The sequence below is a fragment of the Pseudomonas cedrina subsp. cedrina genome (assembly GCF_001983175.1).
Lineage (GTDB): Bacteria > Pseudomonadota > Gammaproteobacteria > Pseudomonadales > Pseudomonadaceae > Aquipseudomonas > Aquipseudomonas cedrina.
The window spans coordinates 444,247-467,398 of the sequence record NZ_MNPW01000001.1 but is presented as its reverse complement, the minus strand read 5'-3'; the positions used below and the strand labels follow the sequence as shown (position 1 = coordinate 467,398).

Annotated in this window: 20 protein-coding genes; 12 read left to right on the top strand and 8 right to left on the bottom strand. The window is 61.4% G+C overall.

The genetic code is table 11. The features are described from left to right. Positions 1-43 precede the first annotated feature (43 nt). From BLL36_RS02215 to BLL36_RS02200, 3 genes are all read right to left on the bottom strand, one after another. Positions 44-1,354, bottom strand: a complete 1,311-nt coding sequence (locus tag BLL36_RS02215) for an MFS transporter (RefSeq protein ID WP_076949835.1) — start codon at positions 1,352-1,354, stop codon at positions 44-46. A gap of 275 nt (positions 1,355-1,629) precedes the next feature. After that, complete coding sequence (locus tag BLL36_RS02205; protein WP_076949833.1) at positions 1,630-2,868, bottom strand: transporter associated domain-containing protein; 1,239 nt, start codon at positions 2,866-2,868, stop codon at positions 1,630-1,632. Positions 2,869-2,880: 12 nt separating this feature from the next. Beyond that, complete coding sequence (locus BLL36_RS02200; protein ID WP_076949832.1) at positions 2,881-3,693, bottom strand: cytochrome C assembly family protein; 813 nt, start codon at positions 3,691-3,693, stop codon at positions 2,881-2,883. Between the two features lie 234 nt (positions 3,694-3,927). Here BLL36_RS02200 and ffh point away from each other — a divergent pair, with 234 nt between their 5' ends. The 5 genes from ffh (at position 3,928) to rplS (ending at position 7,500) form a co-directional block, all read left to right on the top strand. Further along, a complete protein-coding gene (gene ffh / locus BLL36_RS02195) occupies positions 3,928-5,304 on the top strand; it encodes a signal recognition particle protein (protein WP_076949831.1) in 1,377 nt (458 codons plus the stop codon). 251 nt (positions 5,305-5,555) lie between these two features. Next, positions 5,556-5,807: a 30S ribosomal protein S16 gene (gene rpsP / locus BLL36_RS02190; protein ID WP_003175899.1), complete on the top strand. Its 252-nt coding sequence runs from the start codon at positions 5,556-5,558 to the stop codon at positions 5,805-5,807. Positions 5,808-5,812: 5 nt separating this feature from the next. Next, positions 5,813-6,349, top strand: coding sequence for a ribosome maturation factor RimM (rimM, locus tag BLL36_RS02185; RefSeq protein WP_076949830.1), 537 nt, complete (start codon positions 5,813-5,815; stop codon positions 6,347-6,349). After that, positions 6,331-7,104 (top strand): tRNA (guanosine(37)-N1)-methyltransferase TrmD, encoded by a 774-nt coding sequence (gene trmD / locus BLL36_RS02180; protein ID WP_197678437.1) that lies wholly within the window; start codon positions 6,331-6,333, stop codon positions 7,102-7,104. Before rimM ends, trmD begins: the two co-directional genes overlap by 19 nt. A 45-nt stretch (positions 7,105-7,149) precedes the next feature. Next, on the top strand, positions 7,150-7,500 hold the full coding sequence (rplS, locus tag BLL36_RS02175; RefSeq protein WP_003175895.1) for a 50S ribosomal protein L19: 351 nt from the start codon (positions 7,150-7,152) through the stop codon (positions 7,498-7,500). Between the two features lie 57 nt (positions 7,501-7,557). Here rplS and BLL36_RS02170 read toward each other — a convergent pair whose 3' ends face one another. Next, on the bottom strand, positions 7,558-9,372 hold the full coding sequence (locus BLL36_RS02170) for a cation:proton antiporter (protein WP_076949829.1): 1,815 nt from the start codon (positions 9,370-9,372) through the stop codon (positions 7,558-7,560). A 107-nt stretch (positions 9,373-9,479) separates the two neighbouring features. Here BLL36_RS02170 and xerD point away from each other — a divergent pair, with 107 nt between their 5' ends. From xerD to thrC, 4 genes are all read left to right on the top strand, one after another. Next, complete coding sequence (gene xerD, locus BLL36_RS02165) at positions 9,480-10,376, top strand: site-specific tyrosine recombinase XerD (protein WP_076949828.1); 897 nt, start codon at positions 9,480-9,482, stop codon at positions 10,374-10,376. A gap of 141 nt (positions 10,377-10,517) precedes the next feature. After that, a complete protein-coding gene (locus BLL36_RS02160) occupies positions 10,518-11,249 on the top strand; it encodes a thioredoxin fold domain-containing protein (RefSeq protein ID WP_076949827.1) in 732 nt (243 codons plus the stop codon). 128 nt (positions 11,250-11,377) lie between these two features. Next, complete coding sequence (locus BLL36_RS02155; protein ID WP_076949826.1) at positions 11,378-12,682, top strand: homoserine dehydrogenase; 1,305 nt, start codon at positions 11,378-11,380, stop codon at positions 12,680-12,682. Positions 12,683-12,748: 66 nt separating this feature from the next. Next, positions 12,749-14,158, top strand: coding sequence for a threonine synthase (gene thrC, locus BLL36_RS02150; protein WP_076949825.1), 1,410 nt, complete (start codon positions 12,749-12,751; stop codon positions 14,156-14,158). 83 nt (positions 14,159-14,241) lie between these two features. On the opposite strand, the gene BLL36_RS02145 is transcribed toward thrC, so the two are convergent. Next, a complete protein-coding gene (locus tag BLL36_RS02145) occupies positions 14,242-14,442 on the bottom strand; it encodes a hypothetical protein (protein WP_057723913.1) in 201 nt (66 codons plus the stop codon). A gap of 313 nt (positions 14,443-14,755) precedes the next feature. Between BLL36_RS02145 and BLL36_RS02140 the strand changes: the two genes are divergently transcribed. Beyond that, positions 14,756-15,040 (top strand): DUF3509 domain-containing protein, encoded by a 285-nt coding sequence (locus BLL36_RS02140; protein WP_076949824.1) that lies wholly within the window; start codon positions 14,756-14,758, stop codon positions 15,038-15,040. A gap of 186 nt (positions 15,041-15,226) precedes the next feature. Here BLL36_RS02140 and BLL36_RS02135 read toward each other — a convergent pair whose 3' ends face one another. After that, complete coding sequence (locus tag BLL36_RS02135) at positions 15,227-16,426, bottom strand: CaiB/BaiF CoA transferase family protein (RefSeq protein WP_076949823.1); 1,200 nt, start codon at positions 16,424-16,426, stop codon at positions 15,227-15,229. A gap of 148 nt (positions 16,427-16,574) precedes the next feature. Here BLL36_RS02135 and BLL36_RS02130 point away from each other — a divergent pair, with 148 nt between their 5' ends. After that, the gene (locus BLL36_RS02130; protein ID WP_076949822.1) at positions 16,575-17,117 is read left to right on the top strand and encodes a YaeQ family protein; all 543 of its coding nucleotides are present in this window, start codon (positions 16,575-16,577) and stop codon (positions 17,115-17,117) included. A gap of 173 nt (positions 17,118-17,290) precedes the next feature. Then, positions 17,291-19,000: a single-stranded-DNA-specific exonuclease RecJ gene (gene recJ / locus BLL36_RS02125; RefSeq protein WP_076949821.1), complete on the top strand. Its 1,710-nt coding sequence runs from the start codon at positions 17,291-17,293 to the stop codon at positions 18,998-19,000. Positions 19,001-19,148: 148 nt separating this feature from the next. Here the strand turns inward: recJ and BLL36_RS02120 are convergent, their stop codons facing one another. Then, positions 19,149-20,429, bottom strand: coding sequence for a virulence factor family protein (locus BLL36_RS02120; RefSeq protein WP_076949820.1), 1,281 nt, complete (start codon positions 20,427-20,429; stop codon positions 19,149-19,151). Next, positions 20,429-23,071, bottom strand: coding sequence for a bifunctional lysylphosphatidylglycerol flippase/synthetase MprF (gene mprF / locus BLL36_RS02115; RefSeq protein WP_076949819.1), 2,643 nt, complete (start codon positions 23,069-23,071; stop codon positions 20,429-20,431). Before mprF ends, BLL36_RS02120 begins: the two co-directional genes overlap by 1 nt. Between the last annotated feature and the right edge of the window lie 81 nt (positions 23,072-23,152).

Here is a 23,152-nt window from a genome sequence, read left to right as displayed (position 1 = left end):
TACAGTCAAATGTGGGAGCGGGCTTGCCCGCGATAGCGGTCTATCAGGCGACCTTGTTCAAATCATTATCCCGCGTCTCTTTCAGGCACAGCACCGCAATCAAGCTGAGCAACGCCGCCGCCGACACATACCCCCCGACATAACTCAGCCCACCCATCGCCACCAGCTTGGTCGCGAAGAACGGTGCCGCTGAAGCCCCCACGATTCCCCCCAGGTTATACGCTGCCGAAGCACCGGTATAACGCACGCGCGTCGGGAACAATTCCGGCAGCATGGCGCCCATCGGCGCGAAGGTCACGCCCATCAGGAACAGTTCCAGCGCCAGGAACAATGCCACGGCCCAGGTCGAACCGTGGGTCAGCAGCGGCTCCATGGTAAAGCCCGACAAAATCGCCAGGACTGCACCGACGATCAGCACCGGCCTGCGTCCCCAGCGGTCACTGGCCAGGGCCGCCAGCGGTGTCGCCAGCCCCATGAACAGCACTGCAAAGCACAGCAGGCCCAGGAAAGTTTCGCGGCTGTAGCCCAGGGTTGAAACGCCGTAGCTCAGGGAAAATGCGGTGGTGATGTAGAACAGCGCATAGCACACCACCATCGACAGGGCGCCCAGCAATACCGGCAACCAATGTTGGCTGAACAGCTCGAACAGGGGCACTTTCACCGGCGCTTCTTTCGCGACGGCGTTGGCGAACACCGGAGTTTCATGCAACTTCAGGCGTGCATACAGGCCAACCATCACCAGCGCTGCGCTGAGGATGAACGGGATGCGCCAGCCCCAGCTGCGAAATTGCTCGTCGTTCAGGCTCATGGCCAGGATCAGGAACAAGCCGTTGGCCGCCAAAAAGCCAATCGAAGGACCAAGCTGCGGGAACATGCCGAACCAGGCGCGTTTGCCCTTGGGTGCATTCTCGGTGGCCAGCAGCGCAGCGCCGCCCCATTCCCCGCCGAGGCCCAGGCCCTGGCCGAAACGCAGCACACACAGCAGGATCGGCGCCCAGGCGCCGATACTGTCATAGCCCGGCAGCAAGCCGATCAGCGTGGTGCACACCCCCATCAGCAGCAAGGACGCCACCAGCGTGGATTTACGCCCGATGCGGTCGCCAAAATGGCCGAACAGCGCCGAGCCCAGTGGACGGGCGATAAAGGCGATACCGAAGGTCAGGAACGATGCCAGCATCTGCGCGGTGCCGGACGATTGCGGGAAGAACACCGGGCCGATCACCAGCGCAGCGGCCGTGGCGTAGATGTAGAAGTCGTAGAACTCGATGGCGGTACCGACGATGCTCGCCGTGGCGACCCGTGCCGTCGAGTTGGTCGGGGCGGCGGGCGCGGCCTCGTTATAGGTGGTGCTCATGGCGGTATCCCTGACGGTCATTGCGCGTTTGGACGCGGATTATTATTGGTCGTACACCCATGGGGCCGGATAGCACGCGGTCGGGCGGGGCTCTGGTGAGCCGCTGGGATTATAGGAAGGGGTTTTGCGATACAACAAGTGGCTCGCAGGGATCTTGAATTGAAACCGGTTCAATGTGGGAGCTGGCTTGCCTGCGATGGGATCGCCTCGGGTTACCTGAAAGACCGAGCCGCCGGCATCGCAGGCAAGCCAGCTCCCACATTGACCGAGTTGACTCAGGCGGCGACGGGCATTCTGCTGGTATGCCAGATCAACACCTTGCTCACCCGGTTGTCCTCGGTCTCGAGGATTTCCAGGCGGTAGCGCCCGATCTTCAGGCACACCGCGCAATCGGGGATGGTTTCCAGCGCCTCGGTCACCAGGCCATTGAGCGTCTTGGGCCCGTCGCTGGGCAGGTGCCAGTTGAGGCTTTTGTTCAAGTCACGGATCGAGGCGGCGCCATCGATGATGTAGCGGCCATCGGGCTGCGCCTCGATATGCGGATTGTCGCCACTCTGCTCGCTTTCGAATTCGCCGACGATTTCTTCGAGGATGTCTTCCAGGGTCACGATGCCCAGCACTTCGCCGTACTCGTCCACCACCATGCCCAGGCGTCGCTGCTGTTTGTGGAAGTTCAACAGTTGCAGTTGCAGCGGCGTGCTTTCCGGGACGAAGTACGGCTCGTGGCAGGCGGCGAGCAAGGCCTCCTTGGTCAGGCTGGCATCGGCCAGCAAGTGCTGGATCTGCCGGGTGTTGAGCACCGCCTGGACCTGGTTGATGTCGCTGTGGAACACCGGCAGGCGCGTACGCTCGGACGTGCGCAGTTGCTCGATGATCTCCTCGACCGAGTCGTCCAGGTTGATGCCGTCGACTTCGCTGCGCGGCACCAGGATGTCGTTGACCGTGATGTTGTCCAGCGCGTGGATGCCGGGCATGCCGGGGGTACGGTCTTCGTCGGCCTCGGGTTCCGGTTCGTCGTCGTGGTCGGGCAGCGGGTCGTCGCTCTTTTTCACCACGCCGGATGTGCGTGCGAACGGGCGCAGCAGTAACAGGCTGATGCCATTGAGCAGCCAGGCCAGCGGGTAGAGGATTTTCAATGGCACGCCCAACAGCGTATTGCCAAAGCCCAGCACCGCTTGCGGATGGCGCACGGCGAGGGCGCGAGGCAGGTAGTCGGCGAGTATCAGCAGGAGTGCGCAGGAGATCAGCCAGCCCAGCCACGGCCCGTTCTGCGCCCAGGCATAAATCGCCAGCAGGGTGCAAAGGATCACCACGGCGGCGCGGCACAGGCTGTTGCACAGGATCAGGCTATGGCGCGGGAAACTCAGGCGGGCGGCAGCCTTGTCGCCCTGGCGTGTTCCAGGGCGCAGGGCCAGCAGGTGTTGCTGTGCGGCTTCGATGGCGGTAAACAGCGCGGCCCATAACACCAGCAGGGCGATTACGGCGAGCATCGGCTCCAGGGGCAAGTTGTCCATGATCGCTGCTCGTCAGATATGCAGGATGTATTCGCGGACCAGCTTGCTGCCGAAATAGGCCAGCATCAGCAGGCAGAAGCCGGCCAGGGTCCAGCGTATCGCCTTGTGCCCGCGCCAGCCGAGGCGGTTGCGGCCCCACAGCAGTACGCTGAACACCACCCAGGCCAGGCACGCCAGCAAGGTTTTGTGCACCAGATGCTGGGCGAACAGGTTTTCGACGAACAGCCAGCCGGAGATCAGCGACAGCGAGAGCAGCGTCCAGCCGGCCCACAGGAAACCGAACAGCAGGCTTTCCATGGTTTGCAGCGGCGGGAAGTTCTTGATCAGCCCGGACGGATGCTTGTGCTTGAGCTGGTGGTCCTGCAGCAGCAGGAGCAGCGCCTGGAACACCGCAATGGTGAACATCCCGTAGGCCAGGATCGACAGCAGGATATGCGCGAGGATGCCCGGCTCTTCATCGATCACCTGCACGGTGCCGGTGGGGGCGAAGTGCGCCAGCAGCACAGTCAGCATGCCCAGCGGGAACAGCAGCACCAGCAGGTTCTCGACGGGAATGCGGTAGCAGGCCAGCAGGGTCAGTGCGATGACGGCGGCGGCAATCAGGCTGGCGGCGCTGAAAAAATCCAGGCCCAGGCCGACCGGGGTCATCAGGTGCGTAAACAGGCTGGCGGCGTGGGCCAGCAGGGCGAGGACGCCCAGGCCGACCAGCAGGCGTTTGTCCGCCTTGGTGCCTTGGGCCAGACGAGTGCCCTGATAAAGAGTCGCAGCGGCATACAAAATGGCGGCGGCGAGGCTGGGTAGCAAACTGGGTGACAAAGGGAGCATAAATCCTGATAGGCAAGCCCGAAAGGCGCTGAGTTTGGCATACCCAGGCGTTGCACGAAAGACTCCCGGGCCAGACAGCGGGTGTGCATGGGCGCAGTCTTCGCTATAATCCGCGACCTGCCCACGCCGCAGGCTCGCCGAGCGCTGTGTTTAATAGCGATTTACCACAGCCTGGGCCGCCATTACCTCGGTCTACCAATGCATTTCGATGAATAGGGCCTGAAAGGATCGCGCATGTTTGAAAACCTGACTGACCGTCTCTCGCAGACGCTGCGCCACGTAACCGGCAAGGCCAAGCTGACCGAGGACAATATTAAAGACACCCTGCGTGAAGTGCGCATGGCGTTGCTGGAAGCCGACGTGGCCTTGCCGGTGGTGAAGGACTTCGTCAACTCGGTCAAAGAGCGCGCGGTGGGCACCGAAGTGTCCCGCAGCCTGACCCCGGGCCAGGCCTTCGTGAAGATCGTCCAGGCCGAACTCGAAAGCCTGATGGGCGCGGCCAACGAAGATCTGAACCTCAGCGCCGTGCCGCCGGCCGTCGTATTGATGGCCGGTCTGCAAGGCGCGGGTAAGACCACCACCGCCGGCAAGCTGGCGCGCTTCCTTAAAGAGCGCAAGAAGAAGTCGGTAATGGTGGTGTCGGCCGACGTTTATCGTCCGGCGGCCATCAAGCAGCTGGAAATGCTTGCCAGCGAAGTGGGCGTGACTTTCTTCCCGTCCGACCTGAGCCAGAAGCCGGTCGACATCGCCACCGCGGCGATTAAAGAAGCCAAGCTCAAGTTCATCGACGTGGTCATCGTCGATACCGCTGGTCGCCTGCACATCGATGAAGAGATGATGGGCGAGATCAAGGCGCTGCATGCCGCGATCAACCCGGTCGAGACGCTGTTCGTGGTCGACGCCATGACCGGCCAGGATGCGGCCAACACCGCCAAGGCCTTCGGTGATGCACTGCCGCTGACCGGCGTGATCCTCACCAAGGTCGACGGCGACGCCCGTGGCGGTGCCGCGCTGTCGGTACGCGCCATCACCGGCAAGCCGATCAAGTTCATCGGCATGGGCGAGAAGAGCGAAGCGCTCGAGCCGTTCCACCCGGAGCGTATCGCCTCGCGCATCCTCGGCATGGGCGACGTGCTCAGTCTGATCGAACAGGCCGAAGCCACGCTCGACAAGGACAAGGCCGACAAGCTGGCCAAGAAGCTGAAGAAGGGCAAGGGCTTCGACCTCGAAGACTTCCGTGACCAGTTGCAACAGATGAAGAACATGGGCGGTCTTGGCGGCTTGATGGACAAGCTGCCGAACATCGGCGGTGTGAACCTGGCGCAAATGGGCAACGCCCAAGGCGCGGCAGAGAAGCAATTCAAGCAGATGGAAGCCATCATCAACTCCATGACCCCGGCCGAGCGTCGCGACCCTGAGCTGATCAGCGGTTCGCGCAAACGTCGGATCGCCATGGGCTCCGGCACTCAAGTGCAGGACATCGGACGCTTGATCAAGCAGCACAAGCAGATGCAGAAGATGATGAAGAAGTTCTCCACAAAAGGCGGAATGGCCAAGATGATGCGCGGCATGGGCGGTATGTTGCCCGGCGGCGGCATGCCGAAGATGTAAAGTATTCGAGCGCAAGCCCGGCTTGCGCTCCGACCCACAGGGATGTGGGATCTCCAGCAAACCCGCCGTTGGCGGGGGCTGACCTGCCGTTTTCACCGACGGCTCCATAGCAGATCTGAACCGCATGCCCATGGGCGCCGGAAAAAGACATTTGCAAAAGTCCGGATATTCCTTAGAATATGCGGCCTTTCGGGCACCTATGCCCGCTGTGCATTTAGATTTGCAGCACCGACTACAGGAACGATGTTCACATGCTAACAATCCGTCTTGCCCTTGGCGGCTCCAAAAAGCGCCCGTTTTACCACTTGACCGTAACCGACAGCCGCAACCCGCGCGACGGTTCGCACAAGGAACAGGTTGGTTTCTTCAACCCCGTTGCTCGTGGTCAAGAAGTTCGTCTGTCCGTGAACCAAGAGCGCGTAGCCTACTGGCTGAGCGTGGGTGCACAGCCATCCGAGCGCGTTGCAAAGTTGTTGAAGGACTCGGCTAAGGCCGCAGCCTGAGCAATATGAACGCGACGCCAACTGTTGCTGATGATTTGATCGTTATCGGCAAGATTTACTCTGTTCATGGCGTTCGCGGCGAAGTGAAGGTGTATTCCTTTACTGATCCGACTGAAAACCTGTTGCAGTACAAAACCTGGACGCTCAAGCGCGAGGGTAGTGTGAAACAGGTCGAGCTGGTCAGTGGACGCGGGAGCGACAAGTTCCTGGTCGCAAAGCTCAAGGGTCTCGATGATCGTGAAGAAGCGCGTCTTCTGGCTGGTTATGAGATCTGCGTGCCGCGCAACCTGTTCCCTGAATTGACCGACGGCGAGTACTACTGGTACCAGCTGGAAGGTCTGAAGGTCATCGATCAACTCGGGCAACTGTTCGGGAAAATCGATCATCTTCTGGAAACCGGCGCCAATGATGTAATGGTGGTCAAGCCTTGCGCTGGCAGCCTGGATGATCGCGAACGCCTGTTGCCTTATACGAAGCAATGCGTGTTGGCTGTTGACCTGGAAGCGGGCGAGATGAAGGTGGAATGGGACGCGGACTTCTAAGCGTGGCTAATTTGCGCATTGAAGTGATCAGTTTGTTTCCCGAGATGTTTTCCGCCATCAGCGAGTACGGCATCACCAGTCGGGCGGTGAAACAGGGGCTGTTGCAGCTCACCTGTTGGAACCCGCGAGACTACACGACGGATCGACATCACACTGTGGACGATCGCCCATTTGGCGGTGGCCCGGGCATGGTGATGAAGATCAAGCCCCTGGAAGACGCGTTGGCCCAGGCCAAGGCCGCCGCCGGGGAGAAGGCGAAGGTGATTTACCTGTCCCCTCAAGGCCGCCAGCTGAAACAGGCTGGGGTTCGCGAACTGTCGAATGAGGATGCACTGATCCTGATTGCCGGTCGTTATGAAGGCATTGACGAGCGCTTTATTGAGGCTCATGTCGATGAAGAGTGGTCGATTGGGGACTATGTATTGTCTGGCGGCGAGCTGCCGGCAATGGTCCTGATAGATGCGGTTACACGACTGCTGCCTGGAGCTTTAGGGCATGCGGACTCCGCGGAGGAAGATTCCTTCACGGATGGTTTGCTGGATTGCCCGCACTACACCCGACCGGAGGTGTATGCGGATCAGCGTGTTCCCGACGTATTGCTAAGTGGCAATCACGCACACATCCGGCGTTGGCGTTTACAGCAGTCCCTTGGTCGGACCTATGAACGACGCGCCGATCTTCTGGAAAGCCGCTCGCTTTCTGGAGAAGAGAAGAAGCTGCTCGAGGAATACATCCTCGCGCGGGACGATAGTTAACAACGTATCGATGGTAGGTCCATTGACTTACCTTAGGAGCACAGCATGACTAACAAAATCATCCTTGCACTCGAAGCAGAGCAGATGACCAAAGAGATCCCTACCTTTGCCCCGGGCGACACCATTGTCGTTCAGGTGAAAGTGAAGGAAGGCGACCGTTCGCGTCTGCAAGCGTTCGAAGGCGTGGTAATCGCCAAGCGTAACCGTGGTGTGAACAGTGCTTTCACTGTTCGTAAAATCTCCAACGGTGTTGGCGTAGAGCGTACTTTCCAGACCTACAGCCCGCAGATCGACAGCATGGCTGTGAAACGTCGCGGTGACGTACGCAAAGCCAAGCTGTACTACCTGCGTGACCTGTCCGGTAAAGCAGCTCGCATCAAGGAAAAACTGGCTTAAGTCCAGCTTCCGATGCAGAAAAAAGCAGCCTGCGGGCTGCTTTTTTGTGCCTGCGATTTATGCGGTGCGCTCCTGGGCCTGGCCCGGCTGGATGACCGCCAGTAAGGTCCATCCCGCCAGCGGTTTCAAATCGCTTTCTGGCGTGACCACATGCACCCAGCCGCTGCTGTCGCGGGCAAACAGCAGGATCGCCCGTTCCCCGTGCAGTGCCTGATAGTCGCTCCAGCCAAACCCATCGGTCAGGTGGGTGGTGTACAACTCGGCGCCTTGCCCCAGCAGGCTGGCAAGCTTGGTGTAGCTCAGCGGTTGGCTGCCCAGCAGATGCCCGCGGTGCTCGCCGCTGGCGCGGTGCTTGTCGGTGCGTCGGCTTTCCTGGCTGCTTGCCAGGGCAAACAGCCGGTGGCCGAAATCATGGCGAAAGCGCATGGCGGCCAAGGTGTTCAGCTCGCCGGAGGGAGACAGCGCCAGCAAATGGCCGAGGCCGACGAGATCCAGGTGCGACTCGGCATGCTGGGAGGCCGGGTTGCCGAAATAGGTCGGTAGCCCTTCCATCCGACTGGCGCGGATGTTTTCCCAGCTCGAGTCGGTCAGCAGGACGCGGCTGCCCAGTTGCTGCAGGGCCTTGCCCAGGATGCGCGCCGGGCCGTTCGCGCCGACGATCAGAAAGCCGCTGGGCGCAGGCTCCGCAACGTTCAGCAGACGGGCCAGGGGGCGCGCAGTGGCGCTTTGTAATACCACGGTGCCGATAATCACCGCGAACGTCAGTGGCACCAGCAGCAATGCACCTTCATGGCCTGCCTCATCCAGGCGAATCGCAAAGATCGCCGACACGGCTGCGGCCACAATCCCGCGCGGCGCAATCCACGCCAGCAGGGCGCGTTCCCGCCAGTTCAGTTTCGAGCCAAAGGTCGACAGCGCGACGTTGAGCGGCCGGGCGATGAACTGAATGACGAAGAGCAGGATCAGCACGAACGGCCCGAGGGCAATCAAGGCGTTCAAGTCCAGGCGCGCCGCCAGCAGGATAAACAACCCGGAAATCAACAGAACGCTGAGGTTCTCCTTGAAGTGCAGGATATGCCGCACGTCCACGCCCTTCATATTGGCCATCCACATACCCATCAGGGTCACCGCCAGCAGGCCGGATTCATGAATGACCTCGTTGGAGACGATGAACACCCCCAGCACGCCCGCCAGGGCTGCCAGGTTGTGCAGGTATTCCGGCAACCACTGCCGACGCATGACCTGCCCCAATACCCAACCGCCGGCGATCCCGAACAGGTTGCCGCACACGATGACTCCGCCGAAGGTCAACAGGCTTTGGCTCAAGCCATCACCAGAGGCGCGACTGATAATGAAGCTGTAGACCACGACGGCCAACAGCGCGCCGATAGGGTCTATGACGATACCTTCCCAGCGCAGGATGTTGGCGATGGAGGCCTTGGGGCGCACCACGCGCAGCATGGGTACAATGACCGTCGGGCCGGTGACCAATGTCAGCGTGCCGAACAGCAGCGCCAGCAGCCAGTCGAAACCCAGCAGCCAGTGGGTTGCCAAGGTGATGACCGCCCAGGTTGAAAGCGCGCCGAGGGTCACCAGGCGGTGCACCACGCTGCCGATTTCCTTCCATTGCGACAGGTGCAGCGTCAGGCTGCCCTCGAACAGGATCAGCGCCACCGCCAACGACACCAGCGGCATCAGCAAGGGGCCGAACATTTCCTGTGGATCGAGCCAGCCCAATACTGGCCCCGCCAGGATCCCGCTCAATAGCAGAAACAGAATTGCCGGCAATTTCAGGCGCCAGGCCAGCCATTGGCAGGCCAGTGCAGCTACGCCGATGCCGCCAAAGGCCAACAGAATCTGTTGTTCGTTCATTAAAGCTCCTGTTCCTTGAAATAGCGGGCTGTGAAAGACTAGCAAGCCTAAATCACAGTCCACCCATTAATTGCCGCAAAGCCCCGTGCCGCGTCGCTTGAGTGCCCATGCCTGCCATTGATCACCTCCTTATCGACCGCTTTCTCGATGCCCTCTGGCTGGAAAAGGGCCTGTCGGACAACACCCGCCAGGCTTATCGCAGTGACCTGGCCCTGTTCAACGGATGGCTGCAGGAGAAAAACCTTGAGCTGATCAATGCCGGACGCGAGCTGATCCTCGATCACTTGGCCTGGCGCCTTGAGCAAAACTACAAGCCACGTTCAACTGCGAGATTTCTCTCCGGGGTGCGTGGCTTTTATCGCTATCTGCTGCGTGAAAAGCTGATAGCGGTCGACCCGACTCTACAAGTCGACATGCCACAGTTAGGTAGGCCTCTTCCCAAGTCTTTGTCAGAAAGTGACGTGGAGGCCTTGCTCGCAGCGCCCGACCTCAGTGAGCCCATCGGCCAGCGTGACCGCGCCATGCTGGAGGTCCTGTACGCCTGCGGCCTGCGGGTAACCGAGCTGATCAGCCTGACCCTGGAGCAAGTCAACCTGCGCCAAGGCGTGTTGCGGGTGATGGGCAAGGGCAGCAAGGAGCGGCTGGTGCCGATGGGCGAGGAGGCGATTGTGTGGGTCGAGCGCTATATGCGTGATGCCCGCCATGAGCTGCTTGGGGGGCGCCCCAGCGATGTGCTGTTCCCCAGTCAGCGCGGGGAGCAGATGACACGGCAGACGTTCTGGCACCGCATCAAGCACCAGGCCAAGGTCGCCGGGATCGGCAAGGCATTGTCCCCCCACACGTTGCGCCATGCCTTCGCCACCCATTTGCTCAACCACGGCGCGGACCTGCGCGTGGTGCAAATGCTGCTCGGCCACAGTGATTTATCCACAACCCAGATCTACACCCATGTGGCGCGCGCGCGTTTGCAGGAAATGCACGCCAAGCACCACCCGCGCGGTTGAAGGTCGCCAATTTATCCAGCCACCGGCTGCCCTGTGGCCCAACTGTGGTAGGCTTTGCCGGTTAGCAAAGGCGATGGTTCACACCCGAGTTTCCAATCGGCGTTTCTGTACCCGTCCCTGCATCTGCCTTCAGGAGTTCCCATGCGCTTGACCCAGATTATTGCCGCCGCAGCCATTGCGTTGGTGTCCACCTTTGTTGTCGCCGATGACGCTGCCGAGCAGACCATCCGCAAGAGCCTGGCCAACCTGCAACTCGATACGCCGATCGAAAGCATCAGCGCCAGCCCGATGGCCGGCCTGTATGAAGTCAAGCTCAAGGGCAGTCGCGTGCTGTACGCCAGTGCCGACGGCCAGTACATCGTCCAGGGCTACCTGTTCCAGTTGAAGGACGGCAAGCCGGTCAACCTGACCGAGAAAGCCGAGCGCCTGGGCGTGTCCAAGCTGATCAACGGTATTCCGGTGGCTGAAACCGTGGTTTACCCGGCCATCGGCGAAACCAAGACCCACATCACCGTGTTCACCGACACCACCTGCCCGTACTGCCACAAGCTGCACGCCGAAGTGCCTGCGCTGAACAAGCTGGGTGTGGAAGTGCGCTACGTCGCGTTCCCGCGCCAGGGCCTCGGTTCGCCGGGTGACGAGCAACTGCAAGCCGTGTGGTGTTCGGCCGACAAGAAAGCGGCCATGGACAAGATGGTTGATGGCAAGGAAATCAAGGCGGCCAAATGCGATAACCCGGTGTCCCGGCAGTTCGCCCTGGGCCAGTCCATCGGCGTGAACGGCACACCGGCCATCGTTTTGGCGGACGGCCAGGTCATTCCGGGCTACCAGCCGGCGCCACAAGTTGCCAAACTGGCGCTCAGTGCCAAATAAACCAGCATCGTCGAACCTTTGACGATCATGGCCCGTGGACAAGTCGACGGGCCGTTAATTGAAAGCCGCGGTTGTGCGGCTGTTTTCCACGGCCGACCTAGCGTCGGCCGTTTCATGGGGAGTTTTCAGTGAAACCGGTCAAAGTAGGCATCTGTGGGTTAGGGACCGTCGGTGGCGGTACCCTCAACGTACTTCAGCGTAACGCTGAGGAAATTTCCCGCCGCGCAGGCCGTGGGATTGAAGTGGCGCAAATTGCCACGCGTTCGCCAAAGCCTCAGTTCGAAACGACCGGTATTGCCATTACCAACGATGTCTTCGCTGTGGCCACCAACCCTGAGATCGACATCGTCATCGAGCTGGTGGGCGGCTACACCGTGGCCCGCGAGCTGGTGCTCAAGGCCATCGACAACGGCAAGCACGTGGTCACCGCCAACAAGGCGCTAATCGCCGTGCACGGCAACGAGATCTTCGCCAAGGCGCGCGAAAAGGGTGTGATCGTCGCGTTCGAAGCGGCGGTGGCCGGTGGCATCCCGGTGATCAAGGCGATCCGGGAAGGCCTGTCCGCCAACCGTATCAACTGGGTCGCCGGCATCATCAACGGCACCGGTAACTTTATCCTGACCGAAATGCGCGAGAAGGGCCGTACCTTCGAAGACGTGCTGGCCGAAGCCCAGGCCCTGGGCTACGCCGAAGCCGACCCGACCTTTGACGTGGAAGGCATCGACGCGGCCCACAAGCTGACCATCCTGGCGTCCATCGCCTTCGGGATTCCGCTGCAGTTCGACAAGGCCTACACCGAAGGCATCACCAAGCTGACCACCGCCGACGTGAACTACGCCGAAGCCTTGGGCTACCGCATCAAGCACCTGGGCGTCGCACGCAGCACGCCAGCGGGTATCGAGCTGCGCGTGCACCCGACGCTGATTCCGGCCGACCGCCTGATCGCCAACGTCAATGGCGTGATGAACGCGGTGATGGTCAATGGCGACGCCGCCGGTTCGACCTTGTTCTATGGCGCCGGCGCCGGCATGGAGCCGACCGCTTCGTCGGTGATCGCCGACCTGGTGGACGTGGTCCGCGCCATGACCAGCGACCCGGAAAACCGCGTACCGCACTTGGCCTTCCAGCCGGATTCGCTGTCGGCCCACCCGATCCTGCCGATCGAAGCCTGCGAAAGCGCCTACTACCTGCGCATCCAGGCCCAGGATCACCCGGGCGTGTTGGCCCAGGTGGCCAGCATCCTGTCGGAGCGCGGGATCAACATCGAATCGATCATGCAGAAGGAAGTCGAGGAGCAAAACGGCCAAGTGCCGATGATCCTGCTGACCCACCGCGTGCTCGAGCAGCACATCAACGATGCCATCGCCGCTCTTGAAGCCCTGCAGGGCGTGGTGGGCCCGGTGGTGCGGATTCGCGTCGAACACTTGAACTAACCGATTTGTCCAAGGGGCCCCGTGCGTTCGGCGGCCCCTGTTCTGGAATGTTTAGAGGAACCAGTCATGCGTTATATCAGCACCCGCGGCCAGGCACCGGCCCTGAATTTTGAAGACGTCTTGCTCACAGGCCTCGCTACCGACGGCGGCCTGTACGTGCCGGAAAACCTGCCACGCTTCACCCAGGAAGAAATCGCCTCCTGGGCCGGCCTGCCGTACCACGAGTTGGCGTTCCGGGTGATGCGCCCGTTCGTCACCGGCAGCATTCCGGATGCGGATTTCAAGAAGATCCTCGAAGAAACGTACGGCGTGTTTTCCCACAGCGCCATCGCACCCCTGCGCCAACTGAACGGCAACGAGTGGGTGCTGGAACTGTTCCACGGCCCGACGCTGGCGTTCAAGGATTTCGCCCTGCAACTGCTCGGTCGCCTGCTCGACTACGTGTTGGAAAAGCGCGGCGAACGCGTGGTGATCATGGGCGCCACTTCCGGTGATACCGGATCGGCCGCCATTGAAGGCTGCAAGCACTGCGAAAACGTCGACATCTTCATCCTGCACCCGCACCAGCGTGTGTCCGAAGTGCAGCGTCGCCAGATGACCAGCATCTTCGGTGAGAACATCCACAACATTGCCATCGAAGGCAACTTCGATGACTGCCAGGAAATGGTCAAGAACAGCTTCGCCGACCAGAGCTTCCTCAAAGGCACGCGCCTGGTGGCGGTGAACTCGATCAACTGGGCGCGGATCATGGCCCAGATCGTCTACTACTTCCACGCATCGCTGCAGTTGGGCGGCCCGGCGCGTTCGGTGTCGTTCTCGGTGCCGACCGGCAACTTCGGCGACATTTTCGCCGGCTACCTGGCGCGCAATATGGGCCTGCCGATCAACCAGTTGATCGTGGCCACCAACCGCAATGACATCCTGCACCGCTTCATGAGCGGCAACGGCTACGTCAAGGAAACCCTGCACGCCACGCTGTCGCCGTCCATGGACATCATGGTCTCGTCGAACTTCGAACGCCTGCTGTTCGATATGCACGGTCGCAACGGCGCGGCCATTGCCGAGTTGATGAACACCTTCAAGCGCGGCGGCGGTTTCAGCGTTGAGCAAGAGCGCTGGACCGAAACCCGCAAGCTGTTCGATTCCCTGGCCGTGGACGATGCGCAAACCTGCGAAACCATCGCGCAGGTCTACGCCCAGACCGGCGAGCTGCTGGACCCGCACACCGCTATCGGCGTGAAGGCTGCCCGCGAATGCCGTCGCAGCCTGGATATCCCGATGGTGATCCTGGGTACCGCACACCCGGTGAAATTCCCGGAAGCGGTGCAGAAGGCGGGCGTTGGCAAGGCGCTGGAGCTACCCAAGCACCTGGCGGACCTGTTCGAGCGTGAAGAGCGCTGCACGGTGCTGGCCAATGACCTGAAGGCTGTGCAGGCGTTCGTGAGCCAGCATGGCAACCGGGGCAAGCCGCTGTAAGGCAGGCCGCGTAGACAAGAACGCCGCTTTCCCTTCCTTGGGTCAGCGGCGTTTTTTATTTGGCGGGCCCGAAAGAATCTCGCCTATGTGAGCAGCTTATGTGCCAGCGCCATTACCGTACCGACAGCCGTAAAGAAGCCTATCGCGATGCCCACGGGGTACCAGAAGATCTCACGGGTTATTTTGTGGACCTCGGCATTGAACTTGCGCTGTTCGGCATAGATACGTGATATGTCTGCGTGAATTTTCTCGATCGACGCCTGTTGTTCATTGTGTTCCAACATCATCTTCATCCTAAGCAATAAGGGCCTTTTGACATGCGCTCTTGCCCGCGCGGCAGAGTGATCAGCGCTCACCGAGTATAGGATTCACCCCCGGCTTGCGCGCCCGGCGAACCCCAAAACAGCAGCCCATTGCGTAAGCAGTTATGTGCCGCCGTTTTTTGCCTGTCATGTTGCAAGCGCATGCTGGATACGTCATCCCCCGACAACCCCTGAAAGACGAAAAAGCGAACTTTCCTACGTCACAACCAGTCACTTAGGATAGATGCAGCACCCGTTGAAACGATTGTTCCCGAACTATTGAGTGGTGATCGAGATGGAAAGTATCAGCCTATTGCTCGAAGAAGCACTGAGCCCTTATCAGGTTACGCTGACCACCTCTGGTGTGCAGGACGAGTGCCTGGTGACCGTGAAGAATCCTGCCGGCGCTATCGTGGTCGAACGTGAAGTCGACCGTGCGCAACTGATGGACAAGCGCATGCTGGTAGATGTGGTCGACTGCCTGTTGCGCGATATCAAAATTGCCGAAGGGCGCTTGGAACCCTCGGTCATCGCGGCTATGCGTAGCGCCGCCCAGACCCGCGGTGCTGTCGCCGCATGAAGAATTGTTTAAGCGTGGAAACTTCCCATAACGTGGCCGGTCAGAGGTTGTAACAGCAAGAGCAAGCATTGTGCTCCGGTGCTTGTGGCTTGTTGTACTGGTCATTGTAAGGCCACGTTTAACCCCGAAGTGTCTCCCCACGCTTCGGGGTTTCTTTTTGCCCGGGTTTTCTCACATGCCCTGGCGTCAGATGGCGCCTTGTTCGCGCAGCCGCGTGATGGCTGCGGCGTCGTACCCCAATTTACCGAGCACCAGGCTGTTGTGCTCGCCCAGTTGCGGCCCGACCCATTCGCAACTGCCGGGCGTGTCCGACAGCTTGGGGACGATGCCGGGCATCTTGAACTCCTTGCCGCCGGGAAGCTGGGCCTTGAGGAACATTTCCCGGGCGAGAAACTGCGGGTCGCCCAGCATGTCTTCGGCGCTGTAGATCCGGCTGGCAGGCACTTGGGCCTTGTTCAGGGCCTCTATCACTTGGTCCAATGTGTGTGAGTTGACCCAGCGATCAATCACGCCGTACAGCTCATCACGGCGACTGTCGCGCCCGTCATTGCTGGCAAGCACGGGGTCGTTGGCCAGGTCTTCGCGGCCAATGGCTGTCATGAAGCGCTTGAAGATCGCATCGCCGTTGGCGCCGATCTGCACATGCTTGCCATCGGCGCTGGTGTGGATCGAGGAGGGCGTGATACCCGGCATGATGTTGCCGGTGCGCTCGCGGATAAAGCCGAATACGTCAAACTCGGGGATCATGCTTTCCATCATGGCAAAGATGGCTTCGTACAGCGCCACATCCACGACCTGGCCCAGACCGCCGTTGACCTCGCGATGACGCAGCGCCATCAATGCGCCGATCACGGCCCACAATGCCGCGATCGAGTCGCCGATGGAAATGCCGGTGCGCACCGGCGGGCGGTCTTCGAAGCCGGTGATGTAGCGCAGGCCTCCCATGGATTCACCCACCGCGCCGAACCCTGGCTGGTCCTTCATCGGCCCGGTCTGCCCGAAGCCGGAGAGGCGCACCATCACCAGTTTTGGGTTGAGCGCATGCAGGGTTTCCCAGCTCAGGCCAAGCTTTTCCAGCACGCCGGGGCGGAAATTTTCGATCAGGATGTCGGCGTCCGCCAGCAGTTGCTTGAGGATGGCCAGGCCGTCGGGGTGCTTGAGGTTCAGCGTCAGCGACTGCTTGTTGCGCGCCTGCACAAACCACCACAGCGAAGTGCCCTCGTACAGCTTGCGCCATTTGCGCAGTGGGTCGCCGCCGTCCGGCGATTCGACCTTGATGACCTCGGCGCCGAACTCGGCGCAGATCCGTGACGCGAACGGGCCGGCGATCAGGGTGCCGAGTTCGATGACTTTCAGGCCGGCAAGCGGTTTGGCATTAAACGACATGGGGATCCTTGTCTGCGCGGGGCGGTGGTGTGATGCCTTTTAACATAGGCAGGCCATTCAGGGATAAGCCTGATGCAGCGCAGGATTCGTTGAATCGCCTCGCCATCGGTTAGACTGGCCGCCTTTCCCTGTCTTTAGAAGCCCGTTCATGGCCCAGCCGTCCACGACCTACAAATTCGAACTCAACCTCACCGACCTTGATCGTTCGGTGTACGAGAGCGTCAAACAGACCATCGCCCGCCACCCGTCGGAAACCGAAGAGCGCATGACCGTGCGTCTGCTGGCCTACGCCCTCTGGTACAACGAGCAGTTGTCGTTCGGCCGTGGCCTGTCAGATGTAGACGAACCGGCCCTGTGGGAAAAAAGCCTGGATGATCGCGTGTTGCACTGGATCGAAGTGGGCCAGCCCGATGCCGATCGCTTGACCTGGTGCTCGCGCCGCACCGAACGCACCAGCCTGCTGGCCTACGGCAGCCTGCGTGTCTGGGAAGGCAAGGTGGTGCCGGTGGCGAATAACCTGAAGAACGTGCACATCGCCGCAGTGCCGCAGGAGATCCTGGAGGTTCTGGCCAAAGACATGCCCCGCGTGATCAAGTGGGATGTGATGATCAGCGAAGGCACGATCTTCGTGACTGACGACCGTGGCCAGCATGAAGTGCAATTGCAGTGGCTGGTCGGCGGACGCGATTAAAAGTGTGGGAAGCGGCTTGTGTGGGAGCGGGCTTGCCCGCGATTGTATCGCTGCGGTGTAACTGGTCCGCCGAGCCGTCCGCATCGCAGGCAAGCCAGCTCCCACATCAGGTCCGTACCGCTTGCAGGATTGTTGTTTAACCGTTGTATCAGTAGAGAAGTTTCCGTCACCCCATGCGTATCGATCCCCGCCCGTTGCCCGCTGTCCTGCCGTTTCTTGGTGAATTGCCACCGCTGTTGACCCGTCTTTATGCCGCGCGCGGTGTGCAGTCCGAGGCTGAGCTGGATAAAAGCCTGGCGCGGTTGATTCCCTATCAGCAGCTCAAGGGAATCGACGCGGCGGTGGACCTGCTGGTGACGGCACTGGAACAGCGCCAGCGCATCCTCATCGTCGGCGACTTCGACGCCGACGGTGCTACCGCCAGCACCGTGGGGACCCTGGGCCTGCGCTTGCTCGGCGCGGCCCATGTCGACTATCTGGTGCCCAATCGCTTCGAGTACGGCTACGGCCTGACCCCGGAGATCGTCGCCGTGGCCCTGCAGCGTGAGCCGCAGTTGTTGATTACCGTGGACAACGGCATCTCCAGCGTCGAAGGCGTGGCGGCGGCGAAAGCGGCGGGGCTGCAGGTATTGGTGACCGACCACCATTTGCCCGGCGATGAATTGCCGGCGGCCGATGCGATTGTCAACCCGAACCAGCCGGGCTGCGAGTTTCCGAGCAAGGCCCTGGCCGGCGTCGGCGTGATCTTCTACGTACTGATGGCCTTGCGCGCGCGCCTGCGCAGCTTGGGCTGGTACGCGAATACCCCCCAGCCGAACATCGGCGAACTGCTCGACCTGGTCGCACTGGGCAGCGTTGCCGATGTGGTGCCGTTGGACGCCAACAACCGCATCCTGGTGCATCAGGGCCTGGAGCGCATTCGGGCCGGACGTGCGCGGCCGGGCATCAAGGCGATCCTTGAAGTGGCCAAGCGCGACGCTGCACGCATCACCTCCACCGACCTGGGCTTTATCCTCGGGCCGCGCCTGAACGCCGCCGGCCGCCTGGATGACATGAGCCTGGGGATCGAATGCCTGCTCACCACCGACGTCGCCGCCGCGCGGGAAATGGCTGCGCAGTTGGACGGCATGAACCAGGACCGCAAATCCATCGAGCAGGGCATGCAGCGCGAAGCCCTGGCCCAGCTCAAGGACTTGCCGGTGGAGTCGATGCCCTACGGGCTCTGCCTGTTCGACCCGGAATGGCACCAGGGCGTGATCGGCATTCTGGCGTCACGCATGAAAGAGCGCTATTTCCGCCCGACCATCGCCTTTGCCGACGCCGGCGATGGCCTGCTCAAGGGCTCGGGGCGCTCTGTGCAGGGTTTTCACATCCGTGACGCCCTGGCGGTGGTGGCCAGCCAGCATCCCGACCTGATCGCCAAATACGGCGGCCACGCCATGGCGGCGGGGCTGACACTGCGTGAAGAGAACTTCCCCTTGTTTGCCGAGGCCTTCGATGCCGAGGTGCGTCGGCAACTGTGCGAAGAGGATCTCACCGGCCGGCTGCTGACCGACGGCACCCTGGCGGTGGAAGAGTTTCACCTGGAGCTGGCCCGTGCATTGCGCCACGCCGGCCCTTGGGGGCAGCACTTTCCCGAGCCGCTGTTTCACGGCGTGTTCCAACTGGTGGAGCAGCGGGTGGTGGGCGAGCGGCACCTGAAAGTGGTGCTCAAGAGCGAATGCGGGTCGGTGAAACTCGATGGCATTGCGTTTGGGGTGGACCGTGAGGTCTGGCCCAACCCGACGGTGCGTTGGGTGGAGTTGGCCTACAAGCTGGATGTGAACGAGTTTCGCGGCAATGAAACCGTGCAGCTGATGATTGCCCACATCGAACCGCGCTGATTTCAGCAACACCTCAAATCAAATGTGGGAGCTGGCTTGCCTGCGATGGCATCACCTCGGTGTATCAGTCACACCTAGGCGATGCCATCGCAGGCAAGCCAGCTCCCACACAAGCCTGCACACATAATGTCTTGCGTGCAGCCCGGAATTACTCGGCCTTGGCCTGATGCTTCACGATGATATCCACCAAGCGCTTGGCCAGCGCCGGGTAGTTCTCGTCGAAGTGATGCCCACCTGGCAACTTCAACGCTTCGCCCACCGCCGTCTTGTCCGTGCAGCCGCTCTCGTCGACTTCTTCGGCGCCGTAGATACACACCACTTTGTCAGCCGGCAGCTTGGCCATTTCCGGGCCCGTGGCGGCTTCTTTACCGGCGTTACCCAGCCAGCCTTCCACTTCGATTTCAAAGCTGCCGGTGCGCGCGAACGCCAGCAGGATGATTGCGTCCACGCGTTGCTGCTCGTTTGCCGGCAGGCGGTTGTAAATGGCCGGCAATACATCGGCACCGAACGAGTAACCGGTCAGCACGAAGCGCTTGGTGCCCCATTTCTGCCGGTAGTGCTGCATCAGCTCGGTAAGGTCCTTGGCGCTTTGTTCCGGGGTCTTGTGCTGCCAGTAATAACGTAGCGTGTCGATGCCCACCACCGGGTAGCCGATCTTCGACATTTCTGCGGCCACATCGCGGTCCAGGTCACGCCAGCCGCCATCACCGGAAAGGAACAGGGTGACGGTGTCATTGGCTTGGCCGGCCGGTACTTCAACCACCGGAATCGCCAGGCCGCCGTTGTCCGAACCCACCAGTTGCTTGCGCAGCTCGTTGTTCAGCACTTGCGGGTAATGAATGTCGTAGTCGCTGATGCTGGTGGTGGCGCGTGGTGTGTCGCGTACGAAACTGGCGCTTTCATCGTCAGGGTTGTCGTTCCAGGCCACCAGCCAATTGCCGTGTGCGGCGGTTTTCGGCAGGGGGTCCTTGCAACCTTCCTGCACCAACGCGAAACCGACGGAGATGGCATTGGCCTTGTCGTCATTCTGGCTGGCGAGCCAGCGCCAGGCGAGCGCGGCGCCAGGGCCGATGCCGCTGACCAGGGTCGCCGGGCCTTTCAATTGGCCCAGCGCGCTTTGCAGTGCCTGTTCCTGCAGCTTGCAATCGTCCTTGGGCAGGATCACCTGGACAATCTGCGCCTTGCCGCCTTGGCTCAGTGCAATCAGTTGGCTGTCGGTCAGGCGTTCATCGGCCATCACGGCCACGGCCACGCGGGCTTTGGGCGTGCCGTTGGGGGTCACACGGGTCATGACCGAGCCGTCGGCCTGGGGCAGTTGCTCCAGGGCCGGCTGCGGGGCAGGGCGGTTCCAGTACCAGAAGCCGCCACCCGCGATCAAAGCCAGCAGCACTATCAGGGCCAACACATACCGCCAGGAACGTCGAATCATCAGCGTTTCACCAATCCAGTCAAGCCGCCCGCGATCAGGGCGGCGGTATCGGCCAGTGCCACCAGCGGGTCAAGTCCCGCGGGCACGGCCATGTAACGGGGTTCCCAGTCGGGCTGGAACTTATCTTTGAAGCGGCGCAGACCTTGGAAGTTATACAGTTGCTCGCCACGGCGGAACACCATCGAGCCCAGGCGTTGGGTCAGCGGGGCGCCGCGTCGCGGTTGCAGGCCCGACAACGGCACCATGCCGAGGCTGAAACGGGCGTAGCCGTGACTCTTATAATGTTGAATCAGGCCGACCATCATGAATTCCATGGTCAGCTTGGGCGCGTCGGGGTGGGCGCGCATCAGGTCGAGGCTGGCCAGGTCGTGGTTATAGGTCTCGAGCAAGTTGGCGAAGGCCACCGGGCGTCCTTCGAAGCGGATGATCGCAATGCGAAAGTGCTTGAGGTAGTCGTCGCTGAAACGTCCCAGGGAAAAGCCTTTTTCCCGCACGTTCTTGCCGGTCAGCCAGGCATCGGAGATCACCTTGAGCTCGTCCATCGGCGCCGTGCCCGGCTCATGGATTTCCAGGGACAGGCCATCGCGAGTACCACGGTTCCAGGTGTAGCGCAGGTCCTTCATCTCTTTGCCCTTGGCTTCCAGGTCAAAGCGTTTCAGGTTGACGCGGGCCTCTTCGCCCAGCTTGATCGCGGTGAGGCCGATGTCCATGTAATACGGCAGGTTCTCCGCGCGCACCTGATAGAACACCGGGCGCGCGTGGTGGATGTCGCACAGGTCGCGAAATTGCCAGATCATCTCGGCCCGTGGCTGGGTCGGGCCGATCGGGTCGTACAAGGCTACCAGGCTGCGCCCGCGGCGGGCGTACATGAGGAAAGCTTCATCATTGGGGTGAAACAGCAGCGCTTTGTCGCCGGTCAGCGCCAGGCCGCCGTCGGGCTGGGAAGAGGCCATGAGGATCTTGGTGGCGCGCTCCAGCTCGTCGGGTGTCGGCAAGTGGATCACCGGACGCGCGGTGCGCAGCAGCCAGGTCAGCGACACGATCACCAGCAGCACGGCGGCGCCCAGCAGCGAGCGCAGGCCGCGTGGGGCATTGGCGTCCAGGGTGAACTGCCACCACAGTTGATGGCTGTAAGGTACGTCCTGATAGGCGAACAGCAGCAGCCAGATCGACGCCCCCAGCACGCACACGCTGGCCACCAGGTACAGCGGCGAGAAGGGCAATTCGGTGAGGCGGCTGGCGCGGTAGAACGAGCGCCGGAAGATCGCCAGCAGGATCGCGGTCATGGTCATCAGGCTGGCTTCTTCCCAGTCGAAACCCTTGAGCAGCGAGAGCAGTGCGCCCACCAGCAGCAGCACCATGGTCAGCATCCAGGCGGCCGACAGGCGTCGACGCAAACCCTGGGCCAGCAATAGGCACAGTACGCCGATCAGGCTGGCGCCAAAGTGTGAGGCATCAATCAGGCGGTGGGGAATCAGAAAGCCGATGTTTTCCAGACGGGAGTCGATTTCGGGCGTGGCGCCAGAGAACAGCAGGACCACGCCGGACAAAAAAACCAGTACGGCCAGTACTGGCGCCGCCAGCCCCGAGGCAACCCGCAGACTTTGCTGGGTCTGGAACAGACGCTGCGCTTCGTTGACCAGCAGGAACACGCAGGCAATCAACAGCGGCAGCACCACATAGATCATGCGGTACAGCAGCAGGGCGGCGGCCAATGGCGCGGCGCCCAGTTTGTCGGCGAAGGCCGCCAGCAGGATCGCTTCGAATACGCCCACGCCGCCGGGGACATGGCTGAGCACGCCGGCGGCCAAGGCCAGCAGGTACACCAGCAGGAAGGGGCCGAAGGGCGGTGCTTCCGGCAGCAGCAGATAAAGCACGGTGGCGGCAGCGGCCACGTCCAGCGCGGTGATGACCAACTGCAGGAAGGTCAGGCGACGGCCGGGCAGGCGCAGGGTGCGGCGGCCGGCTTTTACCAGCAGGTTATCCGGGTAAGGTTGCTCCGGCAGACGACGGCGGTAAATGCCGATGCACAGCGCCGCCGACAGCAGCAGCACGGCACCGGCAACGCCGCCGAGCACGCTTTGCGGTAAGTGCAGGTAAGTGGACGCGGCCGGCAAGTTGCTCAAGGTGGCCAATGCCGCCAGGGGCGGCAATGCGCAGCCCAGGGCCAGGCTGGCGAATACCGTCATGTGCGCGACTTCTGAGGCGCCGATGCCATGGCGTGCATATAAACGGTAGCGCACCGAACCGCCGGAAAGCATCGACAGGCCGATCGCATTGCCGATGGCGAATGCGGTAAAGCCACCCAGTGCCAGGGTCTTGGCGGGCAGTTTTACCCCCGCGTAGCGCGCGCCCGAAAATTCGTAGCCCAACAGAATGACGAAACCGGCGACCGCCGCGGCAACGGCACCGAGCAGGGCGGGCTTGGGCACTTCCAGGATCGAATCGTGCAGCGCGTAAAGATCCAGTTCCAACAGCAGGTGTCGGCAGGCAATCAGGGCAATGGCAAACAGCAATAACGTCACGGCCAACCCGATGGGTTGCCGGTACTTGCTCACCAGATCCAGCCAACGCAAACGAGTGGGTGTGATCGGTTGTTCTGCTGTGACAGTGTCTTGTGGTTCAGACGAGTTGGCGCGCATCAATCACCTCGTGGATTGTGCGCGACAGGATGGAGGTATCCAGCCAAGTTACCAATCCCTATGGACAAAATAATTACAAAT

What these genes read in the sequence shown, in the direction of transcription:
- BLL36_RS02215 (WP_076949835.1), bottom strand. Translation starts at nt 1,354, where the DNA reads ATGAGCACCACCTATAACGAGGCCGCGCCCGCCGCCCCGACCAACTCG.
- BLL36_RS02205 (WP_076949833.1), bottom strand. Translation starts at nt 2,868, where the DNA reads ATGGACAACTTGCCCCTGGAGCCGATGCTCGCCGTAATCGCCCTGCTG.
- BLL36_RS02200 (WP_076949832.1), bottom strand. Translation starts at nt 3,693, where the DNA reads ATGCTCCCTTTGTCACCCAGTTTGCTACCCAGCCTCGCCGCCGCCATT.
- ffh (WP_076949831.1), top strand. Translation starts at nt 3,928, where the DNA reads ATGTTTGAAAACCTGACTGACCGTCTCTCGCAGACGCTGCGCCACGTA.
- rpsP (WP_003175899.1), top strand. Translation starts at nt 5,556, where the DNA reads ATGCTAACAATCCGTCTTGCCCTTGGCGGCTCCAAAAAGCGCCCGTTT.
- rimM (WP_076949830.1), top strand. Translation starts at nt 5,813, where the DNA reads ATGAACGCGACGCCAACTGTTGCTGATGATTTGATCGTTATCGGCAAG.
- trmD (WP_197678437.1), top strand. Translation starts at nt 6,331, where the DNA reads ATGGGACGCGGACTTCTAAGCGTGGCTAATTTGCGCATTGAAGTGATC.
- rplS (WP_003175895.1), top strand. Translation starts at nt 7,150, where the DNA reads ATGACTAACAAAATCATCCTTGCACTCGAAGCAGAGCAGATGACCAAA.
- BLL36_RS02170 (WP_076949829.1), bottom strand. Translation starts at nt 9,372, where the DNA reads ATGAACGAACAACAGATTCTGTTGGCCTTTGGCGGCATCGGCGTAGCT.
- xerD (WP_076949828.1), top strand. Translation starts at nt 9,480, where the DNA reads ATGCCTGCCATTGATCACCTCCTTATCGACCGCTTTCTCGATGCCCTC.
- BLL36_RS02160 (WP_076949827.1), top strand. Translation starts at nt 10,518, where the DNA reads ATGCGCTTGACCCAGATTATTGCCGCCGCAGCCATTGCGTTGGTGTCC.
- thrC (WP_076949825.1), top strand. Translation starts at nt 12,749, where the DNA reads ATGCGTTATATCAGCACCCGCGGCCAGGCACCGGCCCTGAATTTTGAA.
- BLL36_RS02145 (WP_057723913.1), bottom strand. Translation starts at nt 14,442, where the DNA reads ATGTTGGAACACAATGAACAACAGGCGTCGATCGAGAAAATTCACGCA.
- BLL36_RS02140 (WP_076949824.1), top strand. Translation starts at nt 14,756, where the DNA reads ATGGAAAGTATCAGCCTATTGCTCGAAGAAGCACTGAGCCCTTATCAG.
- BLL36_RS02135 (WP_076949823.1), bottom strand. Translation starts at nt 16,426, where the DNA reads ATGTCGTTTAATGCCAAACCGCTTGCCGGCCTGAAAGTCATCGAACTC.
- BLL36_RS02130 (WP_076949822.1), top strand. Translation starts at nt 16,575, where the DNA reads ATGGCCCAGCCGTCCACGACCTACAAATTCGAACTCAACCTCACCGAC.
- recJ (WP_076949821.1), top strand. Translation starts at nt 17,291, where the DNA reads ATGCGTATCGATCCCCGCCCGTTGCCCGCTGTCCTGCCGTTTCTTGGT.
- BLL36_RS02120 (WP_076949820.1), bottom strand. Translation starts at nt 20,429, where the DNA reads ATGATTCGACGTTCCTGGCGGTATGTGTTGGCCCTGATAGTGCTGCTG.
- mprF (WP_076949819.1), bottom strand. Translation starts at nt 23,071, where the DNA reads ATGCGCGCCAACTCGTCTGAACCACAAGACACTGTCACAGCAGAACAA.